At 31.1% G+C, this 19843-nt stretch carries 21 protein-coding genes and 3 tRNA genes; 5 read left to right on the top strand and 19 right to left on the bottom strand.

Annotated features, from left to right (window positions below; all coding sequences use genetic code 11):
* Window positions 1-246 precede the first annotated feature (246 nt).
* The 6 genes from L992_RS09225 to L992_RS09200 all read right to left on the bottom strand — a co-directional run bounded on the left by L992_RS09225 (window position 247) and on the right by L992_RS09200 (window position 5746).
* Window positions 247-1212 carry a hypothetical protein gene (locus tag L992_RS09225; RefSeq protein ID WP_047395781.1) on the bottom strand — a complete coding sequence of 322 codons (966 nt, stop codon included), beginning with the start codon at window positions 1210-1212 and terminating at the stop codon, window positions 247-249.
* Between the two features lie 411 nt (window positions 1213-1623).
* Entirely contained in the window at window positions 1624-2013 is a 390-nt protein-coding gene (gene rpsI, locus L992_RS09220; RefSeq protein ID WP_052191602.1) for a 30S ribosomal protein S9, read from the bottom strand.
* A 25-nt stretch (window positions 2014-2038) separates the two neighbouring features.
* Window positions 2039-2473, bottom strand: a complete 435-nt coding sequence (gene rplM, locus L992_RS09215) for a 50S ribosomal protein L13 (protein WP_047380412.1) — start codon at window positions 2471-2473, stop codon at window positions 2039-2041.
* Window positions 2474-2589: 116 nt separating this feature from the next.
* Window positions 2590-3201 (bottom strand): acetate uptake transporter family protein, encoded by a 612-nt coding sequence (locus tag L992_RS09210; protein WP_047380410.1) that lies wholly within the window; start codon window positions 3199-3201, stop codon window positions 2590-2592.
* A 97-nt stretch (window positions 3202-3298) separates the two neighbouring features.
* Window positions 3299-4246, bottom strand: a complete 948-nt coding sequence (locus L992_RS09205) for an ROK family protein (RefSeq protein WP_047380408.1) — start codon at window positions 4244-4246, stop codon at window positions 3299-3301.
* A gap of 12 nt (window positions 4247-4258) precedes the next feature.
* Window positions 4259-5746 (bottom strand): carboxypeptidase M32, encoded by a 1488-nt coding sequence (locus tag L992_RS09200; protein ID WP_047395778.1) that lies wholly within the window; start codon window positions 5744-5746, stop codon window positions 4259-4261.
* A gap of 139 nt (window positions 5747-5885) precedes the next feature.
* Here L992_RS09200 and trpS point away from each other — a divergent pair, with 139 nt between their 5' ends.
* Window positions 5886-6869, top strand: a complete 984-nt coding sequence (trpS, locus tag L992_RS09195; protein ID WP_047380404.1) for a tryptophan--tRNA ligase — start codon at window positions 5886-5888, stop codon at window positions 6867-6869.
* A 63-nt stretch (window positions 6870-6932) separates the two neighbouring features.
* Here the strand turns inward: trpS and L992_RS09190 are convergent.
* The 7 genes from L992_RS09190 to L992_RS09160 form a co-directional block, all read right to left on the bottom strand.
* Window positions 6933-7009, bottom strand: a tRNA-Arg gene (locus L992_RS09190).
* 54 nt (window positions 7010-7063) lie between these two features.
* Window positions 7064-7155 (bottom strand) — tRNA-Ser (locus L992_RS09185).
* 8 nt (window positions 7156-7163) lie between these two features.
* Window positions 7164-7247: transfer RNA gene (locus tag L992_RS09180), tRNA-Ser, on the bottom strand.
* A gap of 91 nt (window positions 7248-7338) precedes the next feature.
* A complete protein-coding gene (locus tag L992_RS09175) occupies window positions 7339-8028 on the bottom strand; it encodes a hypothetical protein (RefSeq protein WP_047384652.1) in 690 nt (229 codons plus the stop codon).
* 68 nt (window positions 8029-8096) lie between these two features.
* Entirely contained in the window at window positions 8097-9749 is a 1653-nt protein-coding gene (locus L992_RS09170) for an ATP-binding protein (protein WP_156111967.1), read from the bottom strand.
* Window positions 9750-9769: 20 nt separating this feature from the next.
* Window positions 9770-10447, bottom strand: coding sequence for a response regulator transcription factor (locus tag L992_RS09165; RefSeq protein ID WP_047384648.1), 678 nt, complete (start codon window positions 10445-10447; stop codon window positions 9770-9772).
* Window positions 10448-10529: 82 nt separating this feature from the next.
* Entirely contained in the window at window positions 10530-11357 is an 828-nt protein-coding gene (locus L992_RS09160; RefSeq protein WP_231549775.1) for a PstS family phosphate ABC transporter substrate-binding protein, read from the bottom strand.
* Window positions 11358-11610: 253 nt separating this feature from the next.
* On the opposite strand from L992_RS09160, the gene pstC reads away from it, so the two are divergent.
* Genes pstC through L992_RS09140 form a run of 4 tightly spaced genes read left to right on the top strand, consistent with a single transcriptional unit; the run spans window position 11611 to window position 14842 of the window.
* On the top strand, window positions 11611-12492 hold the full coding sequence (gene pstC / locus L992_RS09155) for a phosphate ABC transporter permease subunit PstC (RefSeq protein WP_047384647.1): 882 nt from the start codon (window positions 11611-11613) through the stop codon (window positions 12490-12492).
* Between the two features lie 12 nt (window positions 12493-12504).
* A complete protein-coding gene (gene pstA, locus L992_RS09150; RefSeq protein ID WP_047384645.1) occupies window positions 12505-13344 on the top strand; it encodes a phosphate ABC transporter permease PstA in 840 nt (279 codons plus the stop codon).
* 31 nt (window positions 13345-13375) lie between these two features.
* The gene (gene pstB, locus L992_RS09145; RefSeq protein ID WP_047384644.1) at window positions 13376-14137 is read left to right on the top strand and encodes a phosphate ABC transporter ATP-binding protein PstB; all 762 of its coding nucleotides are present in this window, start codon (window positions 13376-13378) and stop codon (window positions 14135-14137) included.
* A gap of 12 nt (window positions 14138-14149) precedes the next feature.
* On the top strand, window positions 14150-14842 hold the full coding sequence (locus L992_RS09140; protein ID WP_047384643.1) for a PhoU domain-containing protein: 693 nt from the start codon (window positions 14150-14152) through the stop codon (window positions 14840-14842).
* A 27-nt stretch (window positions 14843-14869) separates the two neighbouring features.
* On the opposite strand, the gene L992_RS09135 is transcribed toward L992_RS09140, so the two are convergent.
* From L992_RS09135 to prfA, 6 genes are read right to left on the bottom strand one after another with little or no spacing between them, the layout of a single operon-like run.
* A complete protein-coding gene (locus L992_RS09135) occupies window positions 14870-15751 on the bottom strand; it encodes a polyprenyl synthetase family protein (protein ID WP_047384641.1) in 882 nt (293 codons plus the stop codon).
* The gene (gene xseB / locus L992_RS09130) at window positions 15744-15965 is read right to left on the bottom strand and encodes an exodeoxyribonuclease VII small subunit (RefSeq protein WP_047384640.1); all 222 of its coding nucleotides are present in this window, start codon (window positions 15963-15965) and stop codon (window positions 15744-15746) included. Before xseB ends, L992_RS09135 begins: the two co-directional genes overlap by 8 nt.
* A 17-nt stretch (window positions 15966-15982) precedes the next feature.
* Window positions 15983-16531 (bottom strand): 16S rRNA (guanine(966)-N(2))-methyltransferase RsmD, encoded by a 549-nt coding sequence (gene rsmD / locus L992_RS09125; RefSeq protein ID WP_047384638.1) that lies wholly within the window; start codon window positions 16529-16531, stop codon window positions 15983-15985.
* An 18-nt stretch (window positions 16532-16549) separates the two neighbouring features.
* On the bottom strand, window positions 16550-17581 hold the full coding sequence (gene queA / locus L992_RS09120) for a tRNA preQ1(34) S-adenosylmethionine ribosyltransferase-isomerase QueA (protein WP_047384636.1): 1032 nt from the start codon (window positions 17579-17581) through the stop codon (window positions 16550-16552).
* On the bottom strand, window positions 17562-18701 hold the full coding sequence (prmC, locus tag L992_RS09115; protein ID WP_047384635.1) for a peptide chain release factor N(5)-glutamine methyltransferase: 1140 nt from the start codon (window positions 18699-18701) through the stop codon (window positions 17562-17564). Before prmC ends, queA begins: the two co-directional genes overlap by 20 nt.
* Before the next feature lie 3 nt (window positions 18702-18704).
* Window positions 18705-19778 (bottom strand): peptide chain release factor 1, encoded by a 1074-nt coding sequence (gene prfA, locus L992_RS09110; RefSeq protein ID WP_047384633.1) that lies wholly within the window; start codon window positions 19776-19778, stop codon window positions 18705-18707.
* Window positions 19779-19843: the final 65 nt, after the last annotated feature.

Genomic DNA, 19843 nt, shown 5'->3' with positions numbered 1-19843 from the left:
TGGTTTGCCATTTCTGGCATTTTGTTATTTTCATAACTTCTGACTATTTTCTCTATTCGGTTGTTAATGTCCTTATCACTTTTTCTTCGTTTGCGGCACTTCCCGCTCACAAGAAATATAGTACCATAATTTTTAAACTTCGTCAACACTTTTTTTAAAATATTTTTATTTTTATTTTATTACTATAATCGATAGTAATAAAAAAGAGAGGAAGTTTCCTCTCTTTAAATTTATATTTTTATAAAACTAGAACTTTATAGTTACTCCAGTTTCTACTATTGTCATATCTTGATCTTTTTTGTTTCCTTTTGTATTTTCCCACTTACCAAATTGATATCCTAAACTAGTGAATAGTGTAGTTGAAGATGTTAATTCATAAGTTGTATGAGCATAGAATCTATTTACATCAAATGCATCTTTCATGCTGTCTCCCATACCATATTTATCTTTTCCGTCTACATCTTTAGAGTCATAAGTTATATATCCTCTATACTCTCCTGAAACTGCAAACTTTCCTAATTTAGCTTTTGGAGTGAATAATCTAATTTGTTGGTATGTATATTCTGCGTCGTTCTCAATTGCATACTCTCCTTCGAAGTAGTATGAAACTCCCCATCCATTATAAGATAATTTTGGTTGGAATTCCACATAGTTAGAATCTGAACCATCATAATCTCCCTCATTATTTTGTCTCGATGCGTACTCATATAAGAAGTATCCTGACAACCAGTTTGTAGGAGCAAATCCTAAAGTTAAATCAAATTTATCCCATGAATTTTGAGAAATATATGTAAATCCTAAAGAGTAGTTATCAAAAATATTACTTCTTTCTACTCCTACATATGTTCTTGTATTTCCTTTAGCGAATAAATCATTATCTCCGTAAGAATCTTTTGTATTAGAAGTGAAATATCTTCTCATTGCAAACGATCCAGTCCAGTTATCTCCATAAGCAAAGTTAGTATATAATCTTGCCGAGTTTGACCCTAAATTTCCATTAGTTGATCCAGTTTTGTTTTCAGACCAAATTCCTGTTTTGATTGATGTTAATTTTAATGTAGGTGCTTCTTCTATAACAACTATCTCTGCTACAGGCTCAGCTACAACTACAACCTCTTTTGATACTTCTACTGGTGCTACTACAGCCTCTTTCGCAGATGCAGTTGCTCCAACTACTAATAAAGAACCTAATAAAAGTGCTAACTTTTTCATATAAATTCCCTCCAGTTAATTTTTTTTTAGAAATCCCCGTTTTGAATTTCTCCCGTTACCTAAGTTTATACAATATTTTAATCTATTTGTAAACATTTTTTTATTTTTTTCAAACTTTTTACAACTTTTTTACGTCTAGATTTTTCAATTTTTTTTATTTATCTTCATCTTTTTTTCATATATATCAAACTTTTTCATGATTATGTATAGTATAACATCACTGAACATTTAGTCATCGCTTTTTCTGCATATATTTTTTTTATTTTTAAATTTATTATATATATCTATAAACTTTCTAATTTTTTTTAAAATCAATATTTTTAAATTCTATTTTTTATTTTTATTCTTAAAAAAATTATAAAAAAAAGCAGATACATAAATGTATCTGCAAAACTTCTTGAATAAAAACAATTATCTCTTTGAGAATTGTGGAGATCTTCTTGCTTTTCTCTTTCCGTATTTCTTTCTTTCTACCATTCTTGAGTCTCTTGTTAAGAATCCAGCTGCTTTTAAAGCTCCTCTTAAAGTCTCATCAGCTTCAACTAAAGCTCTTGATAATCCGTGTCTGATAGCTCCTGCTTGTCCAGCGTTTCCTCCACCGATTACGTTTACTTTAACTTCGAACTTATCTAAAGTCTCAGTTAAGTTTAATGGTTGCTCAACGATTTTAGAAAGTAACTCTCTTCCACCGAAGTACTCTGCCATAGTTTTTCCGTTTATTTCGATTCCTTTTCCACCAGGGATAAGTCTTACTCTTGCTACTGAAGTTTTTCTTCTTCCAGTTCCTCTATATTGAATCATTTCTGCCACTGTCAATCCCTCCTAATTAAAATTCTACCTTTACTGGTTTTTGTGCAGTATGAGCGTGCTCAGCTCCAACAAATATTCTTAATCTTGTTAACTGCTCTCTTCCTAATCTGTTCTTTGGAAGCATTCTCTTAACAGCTAGCATTAAAGCTTCTTTAGGATTCTTAGCAAGAATCTCTTCTAATCTTCTTTCTTTTAATCCACCAGGGAATCCTGAGTGACTGTAGTATACTTTATCTGTTAATTTCTTTCCAGTTACAGCAATCTTCTCGATGTTTGTAACGATTACGAAGTCTCCTCCATCAATGTGTGGAGTGTAAGAAACTTTATCTTTACCCATTAATTTTTTAGCTATCTCAGCAGCTAATCTTCCTAAAATTTTTCCTTCTGCGTCGTATTGAACGAATTCTCTAACAACGTCTTCTTTTCTTTGCATTGCAGTGTATTTTTTCACGTTTTTTTTCCTCCTCGAAAATAGTTATATTTATTTTAATATAACGAACGGCGTTCCTTTGTGGGAAAGGATTTATTATACCTATCTATTATATCCACTTTTTCTTATTTTGTCAATTACTTTTTGAAGATTCCTAAAGGTTTTCCTAGAGGTAAAAACTCTCTTCCAAAAGTTTTATTTAATACGTTTGCAGCTGATCCGTAGAATGACATTAAAGCTATTAATAATTCAGCTACTGATGCTAAAGTGTGCATTGCATGAGGAGCAATTCCAAATGCTGATCCTGCTAATCCTATAAATAGGAAATCGATTAATATAAATATTATTAATAAAGTTTTGTTTGTTTCAACTGATCCAATTGTCATGTATAATGTAAATATTAAATATCCTAAAAATACAAATCCAAAAGCCTTAGGGTCTGCAGCAGCTTTCATAGCCTCTCCAAATACTCCAAGTTGTATCATCCAGCTCATTGCCATACCAAACCAGAAGAATGCATATCCTCCAAATGCTGTAGTTCCAAATACATTTCCATGTTTAATATCATTTAAACAAGCGATTAACTGAACAAAAGCTCCTAAGAATATTGCCCAAGGGATTACTAATGATACTCCACTTACAATTCCAAACTTATTTGCTGATGCTACTAACGTAACAATTGCAAGACCTAATAGTCCTAATGCTGAAGGGTCTGCTACTTCAATTTTTACATGATTGTTTTGATTCATTTTCTTTTTTTAGCTCCTTAATTAATTTTTTTTCGCAAGGAGTATTTTAACCTTTTAATAAAGCTTTGTCAACAAATACTTAACTTATATTTATTTTTTAAATTGTTAGGGCTGAAGCTCCTTTTATTCCTGCATCATTTCCTAATTCTCCCAATTTAATTTTTAAATTTTCAACAGTTATCGCAAGTGCGTAATTAGGTAGTTTTTCTTTTACTTTATCCAATAATATGTCTCCAGCTAAAGCTACTCCACCAGATAAAATTATGACATCTGGGTTTATAATATTCAAAACATTTCCAATTCCCATAGCTAAATACTCTGCCACATAATCAACTATTGCAAGTGCAAATTGATCTCCTTTTTTAGCTTCATCAAACACATGTTTAGCTTCTAATTTATTTAAATCACCATCAATAGCTTTGTAAACTCCATTTGTTTTATTTATTTGCAATCTAGACAAAGTTTCTCTTATCACACCTGTTGCAGAAGCGTAAGTTTCAAAGCACCCTTTTTGACCACATCCACAAAGCTTACCATCTTTCTCTAACTTCATATGCCCAATCTCTCCACCGGCACCTGTCGCTCCAGAAATAAGCTTACCATCTACAAATATCCCACCACCAACTCCAGTTCCAAGAGCTATTGTTACACTTTTAGAATATCCTTTTCCTGCACCGTACAATGTTTCACCAAGAGCTATTACATTTACATCATTATCAAGTCTTGTTTTTATTCCTGAAATATCTTCCATTTTTTCACTTATGTTAAGATTTTTCTCCCAAGGAAAATTAGCAAAAAAAGCAACTTTTTTTTGATCAATAACAGGCCCCGGTATTCCCATACCAATTCCTTTTATCAAATCTCTACTTATATCTAATTCTTCAGCCATCTCTAAAACAGTTTCCCAAATTTTGTTAAGTGTGTAATCAACACCCTCTATTGAATCTGTTTTTATGCTACAACTTTTTAGAATGTCACCCTCTGCATTCAATAGTCCTATTTTACTATTTGTCCCTCCGATATCTACCCCTACAAAATAATTCATTCAATCTCCCTCCTAGTCATAAATCTTTCTATATTTTTCTTTTAAATACTCTATATAATAATCTGGATTTAATTCCTCTCCAGTTATTGAAACCATCAACTCTTTTGGAGTTTTTAATTTTCCATATCTATGAATTTTCTCTTCCAACCATCTTTTTATCTCTTTAAGTTCGCCCCTCTCTAAAGCTCCCTCTATATTAATCTCTTTTTTCATAGCTCTTAAAATTTGAATAGAATAAACATTCCCCAAGGCGTAAGATGGAAAATACCCTATAAGTCCACAAGACCAATGTACATCCTGAAGAATTCCTTCAGAATCATTCTTAGGAATCACTCCTAAATATTCTTTCATTTTCTCATTCCATATCTTTGGCAAATCTTTAATCAAATACTCTCCTGATAAAACTCCTTTTTCTATCTCATACCTTATCATTATATGAAGTGAATATGTCAACTCATCCGCTTCTACTCTTATTAATGATGGTGACACCTCATTTACACCTTTGTATATCTCATCTAAAGTTAAGTTTTCTAACATACCATACTTAGATTTACTTTTATTTAAAATACCATACCAGAACTCTCTACTTCTACCAATCACATTTTCATAAAATCTTGATTGTGATTCATGAATACCCATCGAAGCTCCATCTGCCAACAATGTATCCTTAATATCATCGGCTATATTTTGCTCATATATCCCATGTCCACCTTCATGAATAGTGCTATAAATACTCGAAAAAGGTAACTCTTCAAAATATCTCGTTGTCAATCTTACATCATTTTTATCAACTGTTAAAGTAAAAGGATGGGCACTTTCTGACAATACACCTCTATCTAAATCAAAACCAATATACTTTAAAATCTCCTTTGAAAACTTCTTTTGTTCTATTTTTCCAACTTTAAAATTTAATTTATCTGAAAAATTTCGATCTTTTTCTTTTATCTCTTTTAAAAGAGGAACAATCTCTTTTTTCAACTCTTTAAAAAATACATCTAATTTTTTTGCATCCATTCCCTTTTCATAATCATTTAAAATAGTTGAATAGACATCACCCTTTTCACCTCTGTATTCAATCAACTTTTTATTATAATTAAAAATCTGTTCTAACACAGGTGCGAAACTTTCAAAATCATTTTTTTCACGAGCAATCTCCCAAATCCCTTGAGCTTTAGCTGTAAGCTCCGAGTAGGCTTTATATTCTTCTGGAGGTATTACTTTTATTTTAGAAATCTCTTCCTCTAACAGCTCTATCTCTTTTTTAATCACTTCATCTAATTTATCCTCACCCTTTTTTAGCTTTTGGATAATTTTTAAAAATTTTTCTGATGTAGTTAAATTATAACTTTTTAAACTTAATTCTCCTATCATTTCAGAGAGTAATTTATAACCACCTCTTGGTGTTTGTGTCTCCAAATCCCACTGAAGTAATGCAAGCATTGAATCAATCATTCTCTTCTCTTTTATCATTTCTCTGAAACTACATATATTTTTTTCCATAATTCACCTCACCATCTTTTTTTTAATTATATTTAATTTTTCGTAGTTTAACAAGATTTTTCCTGCTGTTATTGATAATTTTATAAAAATAATGTAAACTTAAAAGTATAAAAATATATTAAAATTTAAAGGAGTGCTTATGAAAAGAAGTATATCTGGTATCCAACCAAGTGGAATTTTACACTTAGGTAATTATTTTGGTGCCATGAAACAATTTATAGAAAACCAAGAGAAATTTGAAGGGTTTTATTTTATAGCCGATTACCATTCACTAACATCTCTTACTGACCCAAAATCTTTAAGAGAAAATTCTTACAACATTGTATTAGATTATTTAGCTCTAGGACTTGATCCTGAAAAATCAACAATTTTCTTACAATCAGATGTTCCTGAGCATGTTGAATTGATGTGGTTATTATCTAATATCACTCCTGTTGGACTTTTAGAAAGAGGTCACTCTTACAAAGATAAAGTAGCGAAAGGATTCACTCCAAACACAGGACTTTTAACTTATCCTGTTCTTATGGCTTCAGATATTTTACTATATGATGCTGATGTTGTTCCTGTTGGTAAAGATCAAAAACAACATTTAGAAATGGCTAGAGATATAGCTATAAAATTCAATCAACAATATGAGGTTGAACTATTTAAACTTCCTGAACCACAAATTTTAGAAAGTTTAGCTGTTATTCCTGGAACTGACGGACAGAAAATGAGCAAATCTTATGGTAATACAATTAACATGTTTGCTTCTAAAAAAGAACTTAAAAAGCAAGTTATGAGTATTGTTACTGATTCTACACCTTTAGAAGAGCCTAAAAATCCAGATAACAACATTGTTAAACTTTATGAATTATTCGCTACAAAAGAGCAAGTCGAAGAGATGAAAGCTAAGTTTGTAGCTGGAAACTACGGTTATGGTCATGCTAAAACTGAACTTTTAAATGCTATTCTTGAATACTTTAAAGAAGCTAGAGAGAAAAGAGAAGAGTTAGCTAATAATATGGAATATGTAGAAGAAGTATTAGCTAAAGGCGCTACTAAAGCTAGAGCTATTGCCAGAGAAAAACTTACTGCTGCTAAAATTGCTGTTGGATTAGCTGGAAACGCTTATAGAAAATAGATATATAATAATAGTAGAAAAACAAAAAAGACAGCTTTTGCTGTCTTTTAATTTTACTTTTTATGGCGCACCCGAGAGGAATCGAACCCCTAACCCCCTGATCCGTAGTCAGGTGCTCTATCCAATTGAGCCACGGATGCACATTTTAGTTATAAAAAAAAGGTAGTTACTCTACCTTCAAATTATCTTTATAATGGCGGTGAAGGTGAGATTTGAACTCACGGTACGGGATTAACCGTACTCTCCCTTAGCAGGGGAGTGCATTAGGCCACTCTGCCACTTCACCATCCTTTATGGCGGAAGGTCAGAGACTCGAACTCTGAAGTCTTGCGACGCCGGTTTTCAAGACCGGTTCCTTACCAGTTAGGGTAACCTTCCGTACATAGAAATAGTACCATACTTTTTATCCTATGTCAAATACTTTTTTGAAAAAAATAAAAAAAGCTGCTTCAAAAGCAGCTCTAATCAACTATTTTTCTTCAGACTCATTTGTTTCAGGTGCAGCTTCCTCTTTTGGAATAGGATTTCCAAACATCCATTCAATTTGTCTTCTAACTCCTGTTAAATCAATCTCTTGCCCTTCTATTTCTAGTTTATCGCTTTCAGGAATTGCTAAGAATCCTTCTTCAATAGGCGCATCTTTTAGCAAGTTATGTTGTAATTTTATAGGATTTTCAAATCCAAATGGTTTAAACTCAGTTTTTACACTTCTAATTAATTCATCATTTTTTGCAATCTCTTCAACTTGCTCTTCTGAGAATCTTCTTTGAGGTGGGTATTCTGCAATAAATAAAGTTTCTGTTTTTATAAACTTTAACTCTTCGCCTTCTTTTTCAAATACATCTATTGTATATCTTCCTCTAGTCTTCACTAAAAACTTGTCAATATCCACAATTTTTTTCCCTACACCTAAAGGATCTACCATAGGAGTTAACTCCCCTCTAGAGATAAGATCATCATCAGGTCCATTTAATCTTACTTCAAATACTGTAGGTTTTGTAATTTCCTCAAATGTTAAAACAATTGATAATCTCATCATTGGATGAGGAAATAACGGTTGAATTATATTATCAAAAGAGCCAAAAATATCTACAGCTCCTCCTATTTGTTGACTCATTTGTGCTGCATGTGCTACTACTACACTTCTTAACTTAGCCATTTTATCCCCCTTTTTTTGGTTGTTTTGTTCTAATTTACTATAGCATATCCCTTTAGATTTGTAAATTCCTATTTAAGGATCGTAAAAATAAAAATAGTCCCTTTTCCTTCTTTAGAAATTACATCTATTTTTCCGCCACATCTTTCTACCAACTCTTTTACAATTGAAAGTCCTAATCCAGTTCCAGCTTTATTACTTGTTCTAGCTTTATCAACTCTATAGAACCTCTCGAATACTTTCTCAACCTCTTCTGGACCTATTCCAACACCATTATCTTTTACACCTATTTTATATCTACTTTTCGTTTCTATTATAGATATCTCTATTTCAGGAACTCTTGTACCTCTGTAAATTATAGCATTTTCAACTAGATTTTTAAGAATTGTTAATACTTTTTCAAAATCAATTTTCAATTCTTCATCCTTGTTCAAAAGATTTAAATTATAAGTTATACTCGCTTCACTCGTTTTTATTCTTTCGTTCAATACAGCTTGCAACTCTGATTTTAATCTACTTACAGGTACCTTTTCCACATTAACTATATTTGAACTTTCAATTTTACTTATATTTAAAAAATCTATAATTATATTCTCTAGTTTATCTATATTATTTTTTATAGTTTTTATAAACTGTATTTTCAACGGCTCTGGAGCATCTTCTAAAGCAATTACATAACCTTTTATATTTGTTAAAGGTGTTTTCAACTCGTGACTTACATTACTTATAAATGTTTTTTGAACTTCAATCATTCCTTTAGTTGCAGTTATATCCTTAACTGATAAAAGATACCTTTGATCTTGATCTAAATATTTTACATTGACACTAAAATATCTCTTTAATCTCAATATATAAACTTCAGCTTTTTGATTCTGCTTTTCATTTATAGCTTTTTTTACTACCTCTATTATCTCTAAATCTTTAATTAAATTTAAATAATTGATTTTATCCTTCTCATAAAGATAGTTAAATTTACTATTTTTTATTATCAGCTGTAATTTTTCATCAAATAGACAAATTGAAGAATCTATCGATGTTATAATTTGATGAAGAATTCTTTTTTCTCTATTCAAATTAATTATATTTTCTAAATTTTGTTTTTGCCATTTTTGTACAACATCCCAAAGATTTAATATCCATGGATCTTTTTCAAAGTATAGATTTTCACCATTTCCTTTTTCTTTCAAAAAATCTTCAATAACTTCTATCTTTTTATACAAATCTCTTTTTAAATAATTTTTATAAAAAGCATGTATTATAAAATTTAAAAAAGTAAAGAATAGCAATTCTGCTACAAGAATAAGTCTTAGCATTCTTAAAGTTTCTCCATAGTTTTTAGAAACTCTAACTACAACTCTTTCTCCCTCTCTATTAACTCTTTTTACAGCATAATATGCCATGGTTTCATCTGAAATAGTGCTTTTTCTAATATCAAATCCTGTTCCTGTGTCTCTGACCTCTAAAACTTCTTTTCTATTTCCGTGATTTTCTAGTTTTTCCTCTTCATTATACTTTCTTGAATCATAAATCACTTTTCCATCTAAAGCGATTATATTAAATCTCATATCTGAATTCTCGAATATTTGTTGATAGTCCTCTTTTTCATACTCTTTTATTAAGTTAGATATGATAAATACATTTTCTTTTAAACTATTCTTTGCTCCATCTTTATATAAGGCTGATAAAAAAGATATATTTGTCGTTATAAATATTATCTCTATCATCACTATAAAAAAAAGAGCAATTATCTCTTTTCTTCTAATCTGTACCCAACTCCTTTTACTGTTTTTATACACTCAGTTAAAAATGGTATTTTTTCTCTCAATTTAGAAATATACACATCTACTGTTCTATCTCCTGAATAGTAATTACTTCCCCAAACTTTATCCAATATTTTTTCTCTACTGACAACTATCCCTTTATTTTTTACTAAAAGCAGAAGCAAGTCATACTCTTTTTTAGAAAGTTCAACTTCCTCTCCACTATTTGTAACTAAATGTTTATCTTCATCTATCTCTAATTCTAAGAATCTATTTCTTATTTTTTTATTTTTCTCCTGTTGATTAAGTAATTTTTTACCTCTTAACAATAACTCTCTTGGGTCAAAAGGTTTTTTCATATAATCATCTGCACCTATTTCAAGTCCTTTAAGTACATCTTCAACTTCTGTTTTTGCTGTTAACATTACAATATATGGTGTTCCATACTCATCTTCCATCTCTTTAACAATTTTAGTAAAATTTATTCCATCTAAATTAGGTAACATTAAATCTAAGATGATTAATTCGTGCTTATCCTTTTTCAAATACTTTAGCCCTTCTAATCCATCAGAAGCTACAGTTACTTTATACCCCTCTTTTGTAAAATAGTAATTTATTAACGCTTGTATTTCTAAATCATCTTCAACTACTAGTACCTTCATCTCATCTCTCCCATCTGTTTTTTATTATTATATCACAAATATAAAAAAGGCGTCCCATTTAAATTAGGACACCTATATAATGCTATTTTGCTGGAACAAATCCTTCGTCTGAAACTACTCTTTGTCCATCTGCTGATAATGCAAAATCAACTAATCCTTTTACATCTTTGTTATCTGTATCTATAACATACCAATAGATCTCTCTAGCGATCGGGTATTTTTTATCTGCTACGTTTTGTACGTTTGGCTCGATAGCGTCAACTTTTAAACTTTTAACAGATTTGTCCATATATCCCATTCCAATATATCCAATTGCATATTTATTATTTTTAGCTTCTTGCTTTATAGCTTCATTTGATGGCATGTATAAAGTGTTTCTTCCATACTCTGCATCTTTCTTAGTATTCTCTTCTCTTACAATATGCTCTTTGAAAAATTCATGAGTTCCTGATGATGAGTCTCTTGATAAAACAACAATCGCTGCGTCGTCTCCTCCTAACTCTTTCCAGTTAGTGATCTCTCCTCTGAATATTTTTGCTAAATCTAGGTGGTTAACATTATCTAATTTGTTATTTTCGTTTACAATTACTGTTATTCCATCGTATCCTAAAACAACCTCTTTAATTTTTAAACCTTTATCTTCTGCTGTTTTTAACTCTTGTGCTTTTATGTTTCTTGATGCCATTCCGATATCTGCAGTTCCGTTGATTAAAGATGAAATTCCTACACCTGAACCTCCACCAGTTACAGCTATTCTCGCATCTTTATTTTTCCCCATGTACTCTTCTGCGATGTATTGAGATACATTAACTATTGTATCTGACCCTTTTACTTGAATAACTTTTGATGCTAAAGCTGTTGTTCCCATCATTGCCATTAATCCCATTAGAAAAAACTTTTTCATTTTCATTCTCTAAACTCCTCCTAAATTTTATCTTAAATTTTATTTCCTTTTTTTATTCTCAAAACTAGTATAGAACATCTATGTTAATCTAGTTTAAAATTAATGTAAAAAAACTGTAAAAAATATTTTACAGTTTTTTTACATGCTATTAATTCTATTTTAACAAGTAAGATATATTATATTCATAGTGAATTTAAATTTTTGTTTAAAAACAGTTTAAAATTTTTTTAATTTTTTAACATAGGCTTAGGAGGTTATCATGCATAGTATAAGAAAGATTAAAGACTCAGTGATGAGTGGTGTTCACTCAGTTGTTGGAATCTTTAATATTCTAATCGTTATACTTATTTTCATCTTTATTTTAGTAAATAGTTTATCTTTCTTTAAAGAATATCCAATCTCAAAATTCTTCACTGGAACTGAATGGATCTCTCTTTCTGGAAAATACGGTCTTTTACCTTTATTAGTTGGATCATTTTGGGTAACAGTAGTTGCTTTAGGAATCTCTGTTCCTATAGGAATAACTACAACTATATATCTATCAGAGTTTGCTAGTAAAAAAACAAAAAAAACATTAAAAATTATTATAGAAACAATGTCAGCTCTACCATCGGTTGTTCTTGGTTATTTAGGACTTTATGTTCTTTCAGGATTTGTAAAAACAACTTTTGGTTTACCTAGTGGATTAAATGCTTTAACAGGTGGAATAATGCTTTCATTTATGGCTATCCCTACTATAGTAAGTTTATCAGACGATGCATTAAACGCTTTAGATAAATCATATAGAGAGGCTTCTCTTGCTCTTGGTGCAAACAAACTTGAAACTGTTTTCAAAGTTCTTTTACCTGCGGCTTTCCCAGGAATATTCGCTGGTATAATGTTGGGATTCGGAAGAATTATTGGTGAAACAATGGCTGTTCTTATGATTACAGGAAATGCACCAATAATGGCAACAACACCACTTTCTCCTGTAAGAACACTAACAGCTACAATAGCTGCTGAAATGGGAGAAGTTGTTCAAGGAAGTAAACACTACCATGCTTTATTTGCTATTGGGTTAGTTTTATTTGCCATCAGTTTCTTAACAAACAGTATCGCTGATAAATATATCCGTAAATCAAGAAAGTTAATGGGTAAATAGGAGGAGTAAAAAATGAATATTTTAAAAGGAAAAAGCGGTACATTTATCGAACTGTTAATTAAGTCTGTTGCTTTATTTGCTGTTGTACCTATCTTTCTAATATTAGGTTATATAATTTACAAAGGTGTTCCTGCCATCACTTGGGAATTCTTAACTGAAGTTCCTAGAAGAGGAATGAGAGCAGGTGGAATCTTCCCAGCTATCGTCGGAACAATCTATTTAACGCTAGGAACTATAGCAGTTTCTGTTCCTTTCGGAATTTTTACCGGTGTTTACCTTGTTGAGTACGCCAAAGAAAATCTTTTAACAAGATTAATCAACTTAACTATAATAAACTTAGCTGGAATTCCAAGTATCATATATGGACTTTTCGGAATGTCACTATTTGTAATATATTTCAAACTAGGTGTTTCTATCTTATCAGGATCGCTAACACTTGGTATAATGTGTTTACCAGTTATCATTACTGCAACTAGAGAATCACTACTAGCTGTTCCTAACAGTTTAAGAGAAGCATCTCTTGCTCTTGGAGCAACAAAATGGGAAACTGTTTCTAAAATTGTTATCCCTGCAGCACTTCCTGGAATCTCAACTGGAGTTATTCTAAGTATATCTAGAGCTGCTGGAGAAACAGCACCTATACTATTTACTGCTGCTGCATTCTATCTACCATTCCTGCCTCAATCAATATTTGATCAGGTTATGGCATTACCATATCACCTATATGTTATATCTACACAAGTTCCAAATATGCCTCAAAGCAATATGCACGGAACTCTATTTATCCTTGTATTTATAACTGTTGGATTCAATCTTATTGGTGCATATATTAGAAATAAATTTGAAAAATAATAATCTCATTTAATTTGGAGGAATATATAATATGAAACAAGATGTTAGAATATCTGTTAAAGATTTCAACTTTTACTACGGTGATTTTAAAGCCTTAAAAGGTATCAGTATGGATATATTAAAAAATAAAGTTACTGCCTTAATCGGTCCATCTGGTTGTGGAAAGTCGACTTTCTTAAGATCTATAAATAGAATGAACGATTTAATAACTGGAGTTAAATATGAAGGTGAAATACTTTTAGACGATCAAAATGTATTTGATAAACAATTTGATATTGTTGAACTTAGAAAAAAAGTTGGAATGGTTTTCCAAAAGCCTAATCCTTTCCCTAAATCGATATATGAAAACTTGGTTTACGCTCCTAAATTACATGGAGAAACTGATAAGAAAAAATTAGATGAAATCGTTGAATCGTCTTTAAAAGCTGTTGCTCTTTGGGATGAAGTTAAAGATAAACTTCATCAATCAGCTCTTGGTTTATCTGGTGGACAACAACAAAGACTTTGTATAGCTAGAGCTATATCTATCAACCCTGAAATACTGCTTATGGATGAGCCAACTTCAGCTCTTGATCCAATCTCTACTGCTAAAATAGAAGAACTTATTGTTGAATTAGCTAAAAACTACAGTATCGTTATCGTTACTCACAACATGCAACAAGCATCAAGAATATCAGATTACACAGGATTTTTCTATCAAGGTGTTCTAGAAGAGTTTGATGAAACTTCTAAAATCTTCACTACACCTAAAGTTAAAAAGACTGAGGATTATATCACAGGAAAATTCGGATAAAAAGGAGATTTTATGAGAACTTTAATTGAATCTTTAAAAGCATTAGATGAACACTATTTAGAAACATTAAAATATGTTGGAAGAAATTTTGACGTTAACTTAGAAATGCTTCAAAATAATAGCTTCAACCCAACTCTTTATGGAGAAGCGAAAATGATAGAGGATTTTATAAACTCTTTTGAAGTTAAGTTAAAAGAGGACTCTATAATCACAATGGCAAGATTCCAACCTGCTGCTAAAAATCTTAGAAAGTTAGTTATGATAATTAACAGTGTAAGAGTTTTAGAAAGAATGGGTGACCTTTTAAAAGCAAACCTTACTCTTATTAAGGATATTGAAAAAAAATCACCTAATTTAGCTTACGCTATGAACGAAAGAGTTTTACCAATTGCCAAAAAAATTAGAGGACTTTTTGGAATGTATGTTGAGGCTTTCCTAAATGAAGACGTAAGTTTGCTTTATAACATCCTTTATTTAGATGAAGAGATTGATGATCTGATTGATGAAAACACTGCATACTTCTTAGGAAAAATGAAAGAAACTCCTGAAAATGTTGTTGGTGGATCTGAACTTATGTTACTTGATAAAAAATTCGAAAGACTATCAGACCATATAATTCATTTAGCAAGTGATCTAATCTATATCCTAAACGGAGAAAATACTAGAAAAGCTGAGCTTGAAAGTCAAATAAAAACTAAGAAATAATAAAAAGGGAGCTTAAAAAAGCTCCCTTTAGTTTTCTCTAAAAGCAATATAATCAGCTAATTCTACAAACATTCGAACTCTTTCTTTTTGAAAAACGCCCAAACTATTTTTAGCTTCTTCAACAACATCTTTCAATATTTGTTTACTTTTCTCGATTCCGAAAATACTTGGATAAGTAGTTTTCTCTAGCTCTAAATCACTTCCTACTGGTTTACCTATCTTTTCAAAATCACCTTCAATATCTAAAATATCATCCTTTATTTGAAAAGCCAAGCCAATCAATTCTGAATATTTTTCCAAAGCTGCGTACTCCTCTTTTGTCGCATCAGAAATTATAGCCCCAATCTCTACTGGCAACTTTAAAAGCTTCCCTGTTTTATTGGTATGAATATACTCTAATGTTTCTAACGAAACCTTTTTCTTTTCACTTTCTATATCTACCATCTGGCCACCAATCATTCCGTTTATACCAGCATATCTAGATATTTTTCCTATAATTTTTAAAAGCTTTGAAGCCTCTACTCCCTCACTTTCATCAGCAACAATAGAGAAAGAATGAGTTAGCAACGCATCACCTATAAGTATCGCTTCTGCTTCTCCAAATTTTTTATGAGTTGTAAGTTTACCTCTTCTATAATCATCATTATCTAAAGCGGGTAGATCATCATGCACTAAAGAGTATGAATGAATTAGCTCAATAGCTACCGCTGATGGAATCCCTAGCTCTAAATCTTTTTTATAAAGATCTAACACCATCAACAAGAGAATTGGTCTTAATCTTTTTCCACCGTTCAAAACAGAGTACCTCATCCCCTCTGCAATAACATTTGGATACTCCAATTTATTTAGATAAAACTCTATCTTAGAATCTATTAATTCTCTTCTAGATTTCAAGTGATTTTTAAGCATCCTCTTCCACCTCTAACTCTATCTCTTCACCATTTAATGCTACTTTTATTATTTTTCCCTCTGCTTTATTTAAAAGATCAGAAGATTTTTTCAATAACTTCATAGCTTTTTCATACTCTTTTATTGATTCATCTAAAGATAACTCACCACTATCTAATTTTTCAATTATCATATCAATCTCATTAATATTAAACTCAAAACTATCCTTTTTCATGAATCCACCCCCTATATTTATCTTGTATAGAACGTTACAACTTTTTTCCCATATTTTCTCTCATCTGTTTTTCTGAACTCTCCAACTTCATCAGCCATATCTTCAAACATATGATGCTCACAAATTATAAGTCCATCTTCAGCTAATAAGTTAGCCTTAGATACAGCTCTCATAACTCTTTCACATACCTCATCTTTATAAGGAGGGTCCATGAATATTATATCGAACTTTTCACCTTTTCTACCTAAAATCTCAACAGCTCTTAAAACTTCATTCTTATAAGCTCTCGATTTATTTTCATAGCCTAAATTATTTATATTTTTTATTATATATTTTAATGCCTCTTGATCTTTCTCGATCATTACAGCTCTTTTAGCTCCTCTACTTAAAGCTTCTAAAGCTATATTTCCTGTTCCACTAAACAGATCTAAGAATCTCGCATCTGTTATATATGGTGCTATTATTGAGAAAAGAGACTCTTTTATACTATCTTGTGTAGGTCTTGTATCTACACCTTTTCTACACTCTAATCTTTTTCCTTTTGCTTCACCAGCAATTATTCTCATAACTATACCTCACTTTTACTAGCAAATAAACATTGCATCTCCGAAACTGAAGAAGTGATACTCCTCTTTTACAGCTTCATTATATACATCTAACATAAACTCTCTCGTTGAAAACGCCGAAACCAACATCAGAAGTGTCGACTTTGGAAGATGGAAATTTGTTATAAGAGCATCTAAAACTTTAAATTCATATCCTGGATATATAAATATATCTGTAGAACCTATTTTCGAAACTAAATTTCCCTCTTCATCTAATGATGATTCCAAAGCTCTAACAGTCGTTGTTCCAACTGCAATAACTCTTCTATTTTCAACTTTTGCTTTTTTTATTCTTTCTACTGTATATTCCGGTATTTCAAAAATCTCTTCATGCATCTTATGATCTAAAACATCCTCAGTTTGAACCGGTCTAAATGTTCCTAATCCAACTTCTAAAAATACATCTAGAATCTCTATTCCTTTGGCTTTTATTTTTTCTAAAAGTTCAGTTGTAAAATGCAGTCCAGCTGTTGGAGCAGCAACTGATTCTCCTTTTATAGCATATACAGTTTGATATCTATCTTTTGTCTCTAAAGCTTCAACTATGTATGGAGGTAAAGGCATCTTTCCAAGTTTATCTAGAACCTCTTCAAATGCTCCTTCATAATAAAATTTCAGAACTCTATTTCCATCATCTTTTATTTCAATAAGTTCAGCAATAAGCTCTTTATTATCTCCAATTTCAAGTTTTTGACCTACCTTCAATTTCTTAGCGGGCTTTAATAAGCACTCCCAAGTATCTAAACTAACTCTTTTAATTAAAAGTATTTCCAATACTCCACCAGTTTCTTTTTTACCAAAAAGTCTAGCAGGTATAACTTTTGTTGAATTTCTTACAAGAACATCTCCCTCTTTTAAATAATCTATAATATTAAAAAATTGTTTGTGCTCTATCTTTTGATTCTCTTTATCAACTATCATCAACTTCGAGTGATCTCTAGGCTCTCTAGGCTTTTGTCCAATCAGCTCATCTGGCAGATGATAATCATAATCAACTAACTTTGTTGACACCCTCTTCACCACTCTTTCTTCCAATTACAACTCTATCTATTCCAGCATAATCTTTTATAACTCCAACTATTTCAAATCCAGCTTTTTTCATAAATTCACTCACTTCAAAAGCTTGATTATATCCAACTTCAAAAGCTAAATATCCTCCATCTTTTAGATATTTGGGTGACTCCTCAGAAATTTTCTTATAGAAATAGTATCCGTCTCCATTATCTGTTAATGCTCCAGAAGGTTCATGTAACTTAACCTCAGGCATTAACTCTTCATACTCCTCTTTTGGAATATATGGTGGATTCGATATTATCATATCATAATCTGTATCTTTTATATTTGAAAATACATCTGATTTTATAAACTTCAGATTTTTTTCTACATCATTTAATTTTCTATTTTCTACTGCTACTTCTAAAGCATCTGTACTTATATCTGCACCCAATACATCTGCATCAGGAACTTCTTTAGCTATTGTTACAGATATTGCTCCACTTCCTGTTCCAATATCTAAAACTTTAGGATTTTGAAGCTCACTCAATATAAATTTACACTGCTCTACTAAAATCTCTGTATCAGCTCTAGGTATTAAAACTCTTTCGTCAACTTTAAATGGTAATCCATAAAACTCCCACTCTCCTAAAAGATATTGAAGTGGTTTTTTAGCTTTTGCTCTTTTATGAAGTAACTCTTTTATTTCAGATTTCTCCTCTTCCTTTATCTCTCTTCTTAGATTCAAAGAAAGAACTGTTCTTTTAACATTAAGAACATGAGCAAAGATATATTCTGCATCTAATTTAGCATCTGCAACATCATTATTTTGTAGATACTGGATACTCTTTTGTAAAAGTTCTCTGTTCTCTACTGAAAAATCTTTCTCCTCAGCTATGTTTTTTTCCTCTTTAGGCAATTCATCAAAAGTTACCCTATTTCTAGCCATCGCTTTTAGATAATCTTTTATTTTTTCTTTTTGCTCTAAATTTAATTCCATATCAAAATAAGCATACAGAGTTATTCTTTCTAACTTCAGTACATGAGATATAATTTTTTCACTCTCTAATCTGGGTTTTGAAAAGGAGTATTTTTTCAAATACTCCTCAGAAAATTTTAATATATCTAGTAATTTCATAAATTACTCCGCTGAACTTGAAAGCATTTCTGCTTGAGCAAACGTAGTTAAAGCATCTATCATATGATCGATATCTCCATCTAAGAAAGCTTCTAGTTGATGTGCAGTAAACTTAATTCTGTGATCAGTAATTCTTCCTTGAGGATAGTTATAAGTTCTGATTTTTTCAGATCTATCTCCTGATCCAACTTGAAGTCTTCTTTCACTTTCAACAGCTGATCTTTGCTTCTCTAACTCCATCTCATATAGTTTTGAAGCCAAATGTTTCATAGCTTTTTCTCTATTTTTTAACTGTGATCTCTCGTCTTGACATTGAACAATAACTCCTGAAGGTAAGTGAGTTATTCTAACAGCAGAGTCAGTCATGTTAACGTGCTGACCTCCCGCTCCAGATGCTCTGAACGTATCAATTTTTAAATCTGATGAATTGATTTTTACATCTTGTACTTCATCAACTTCAGGTAATACCGCAACTGTTGCAGTTGATGTATGAATTCTTCCCGATGATTCAGTTTCAGGAACTCTTTGTACTCTATGAACTCCAGATTCAAACTTTAATCTTGAGTAAGCACCTTGACCAGTTATAGAGAATACAGCTTCCTTTATTCCTCCTACACCAATCTCTTGCTTTTCAATTATCTCTATCTTCCACTTCTTTCTCTCTGCATATCTAGTATACATTCTGAATAAGTTTCCAGCAAATAGAGCAGCCTCGTCTCCTCCAGCTCCTCCTCTTATCTCTATGATAACGTTTCTGTCATCGTTAGGATCTTTTGGTAATAATAAAACCTTCATCTCTTGTTCGATGTTTGGAATTATCTCTTCTATCTCTTTTAATTCCTCTTGCATCATCTCTTTCATATCAGGGTCTTTCTCTCCTCTGATATTATCTTTTATAAACTCTAAATCCTCTTGGTATCTCTTATACTCTTTGTACTTTTCAACAATAGGTGTTATATCGTTTAATGCCTTATTACACTCCATCATTTTTTTTGGATTGCTTAAAACTTCTGGAGAACCTAAAGCTTCTGTTAACTCATCAAATCTTACTATAACTTCTTCTAATTTAGTAAACACTATCTTCACTCCTTTTTATAACTATACTTTAACTTATAAATTATACCATACTTACTTTAAAAATA

Source organism: Cetobacterium sp. ZOR0034 (genome assembly GCF_000799075.1).
Taxonomy (GTDB): domain Bacteria; phylum Fusobacteriota; class Fusobacteriia; order Fusobacteriales; family Fusobacteriaceae; genus Cetobacterium_A.
This window is presented reverse-complemented; position numbering and strand designations above follow the sequence as displayed.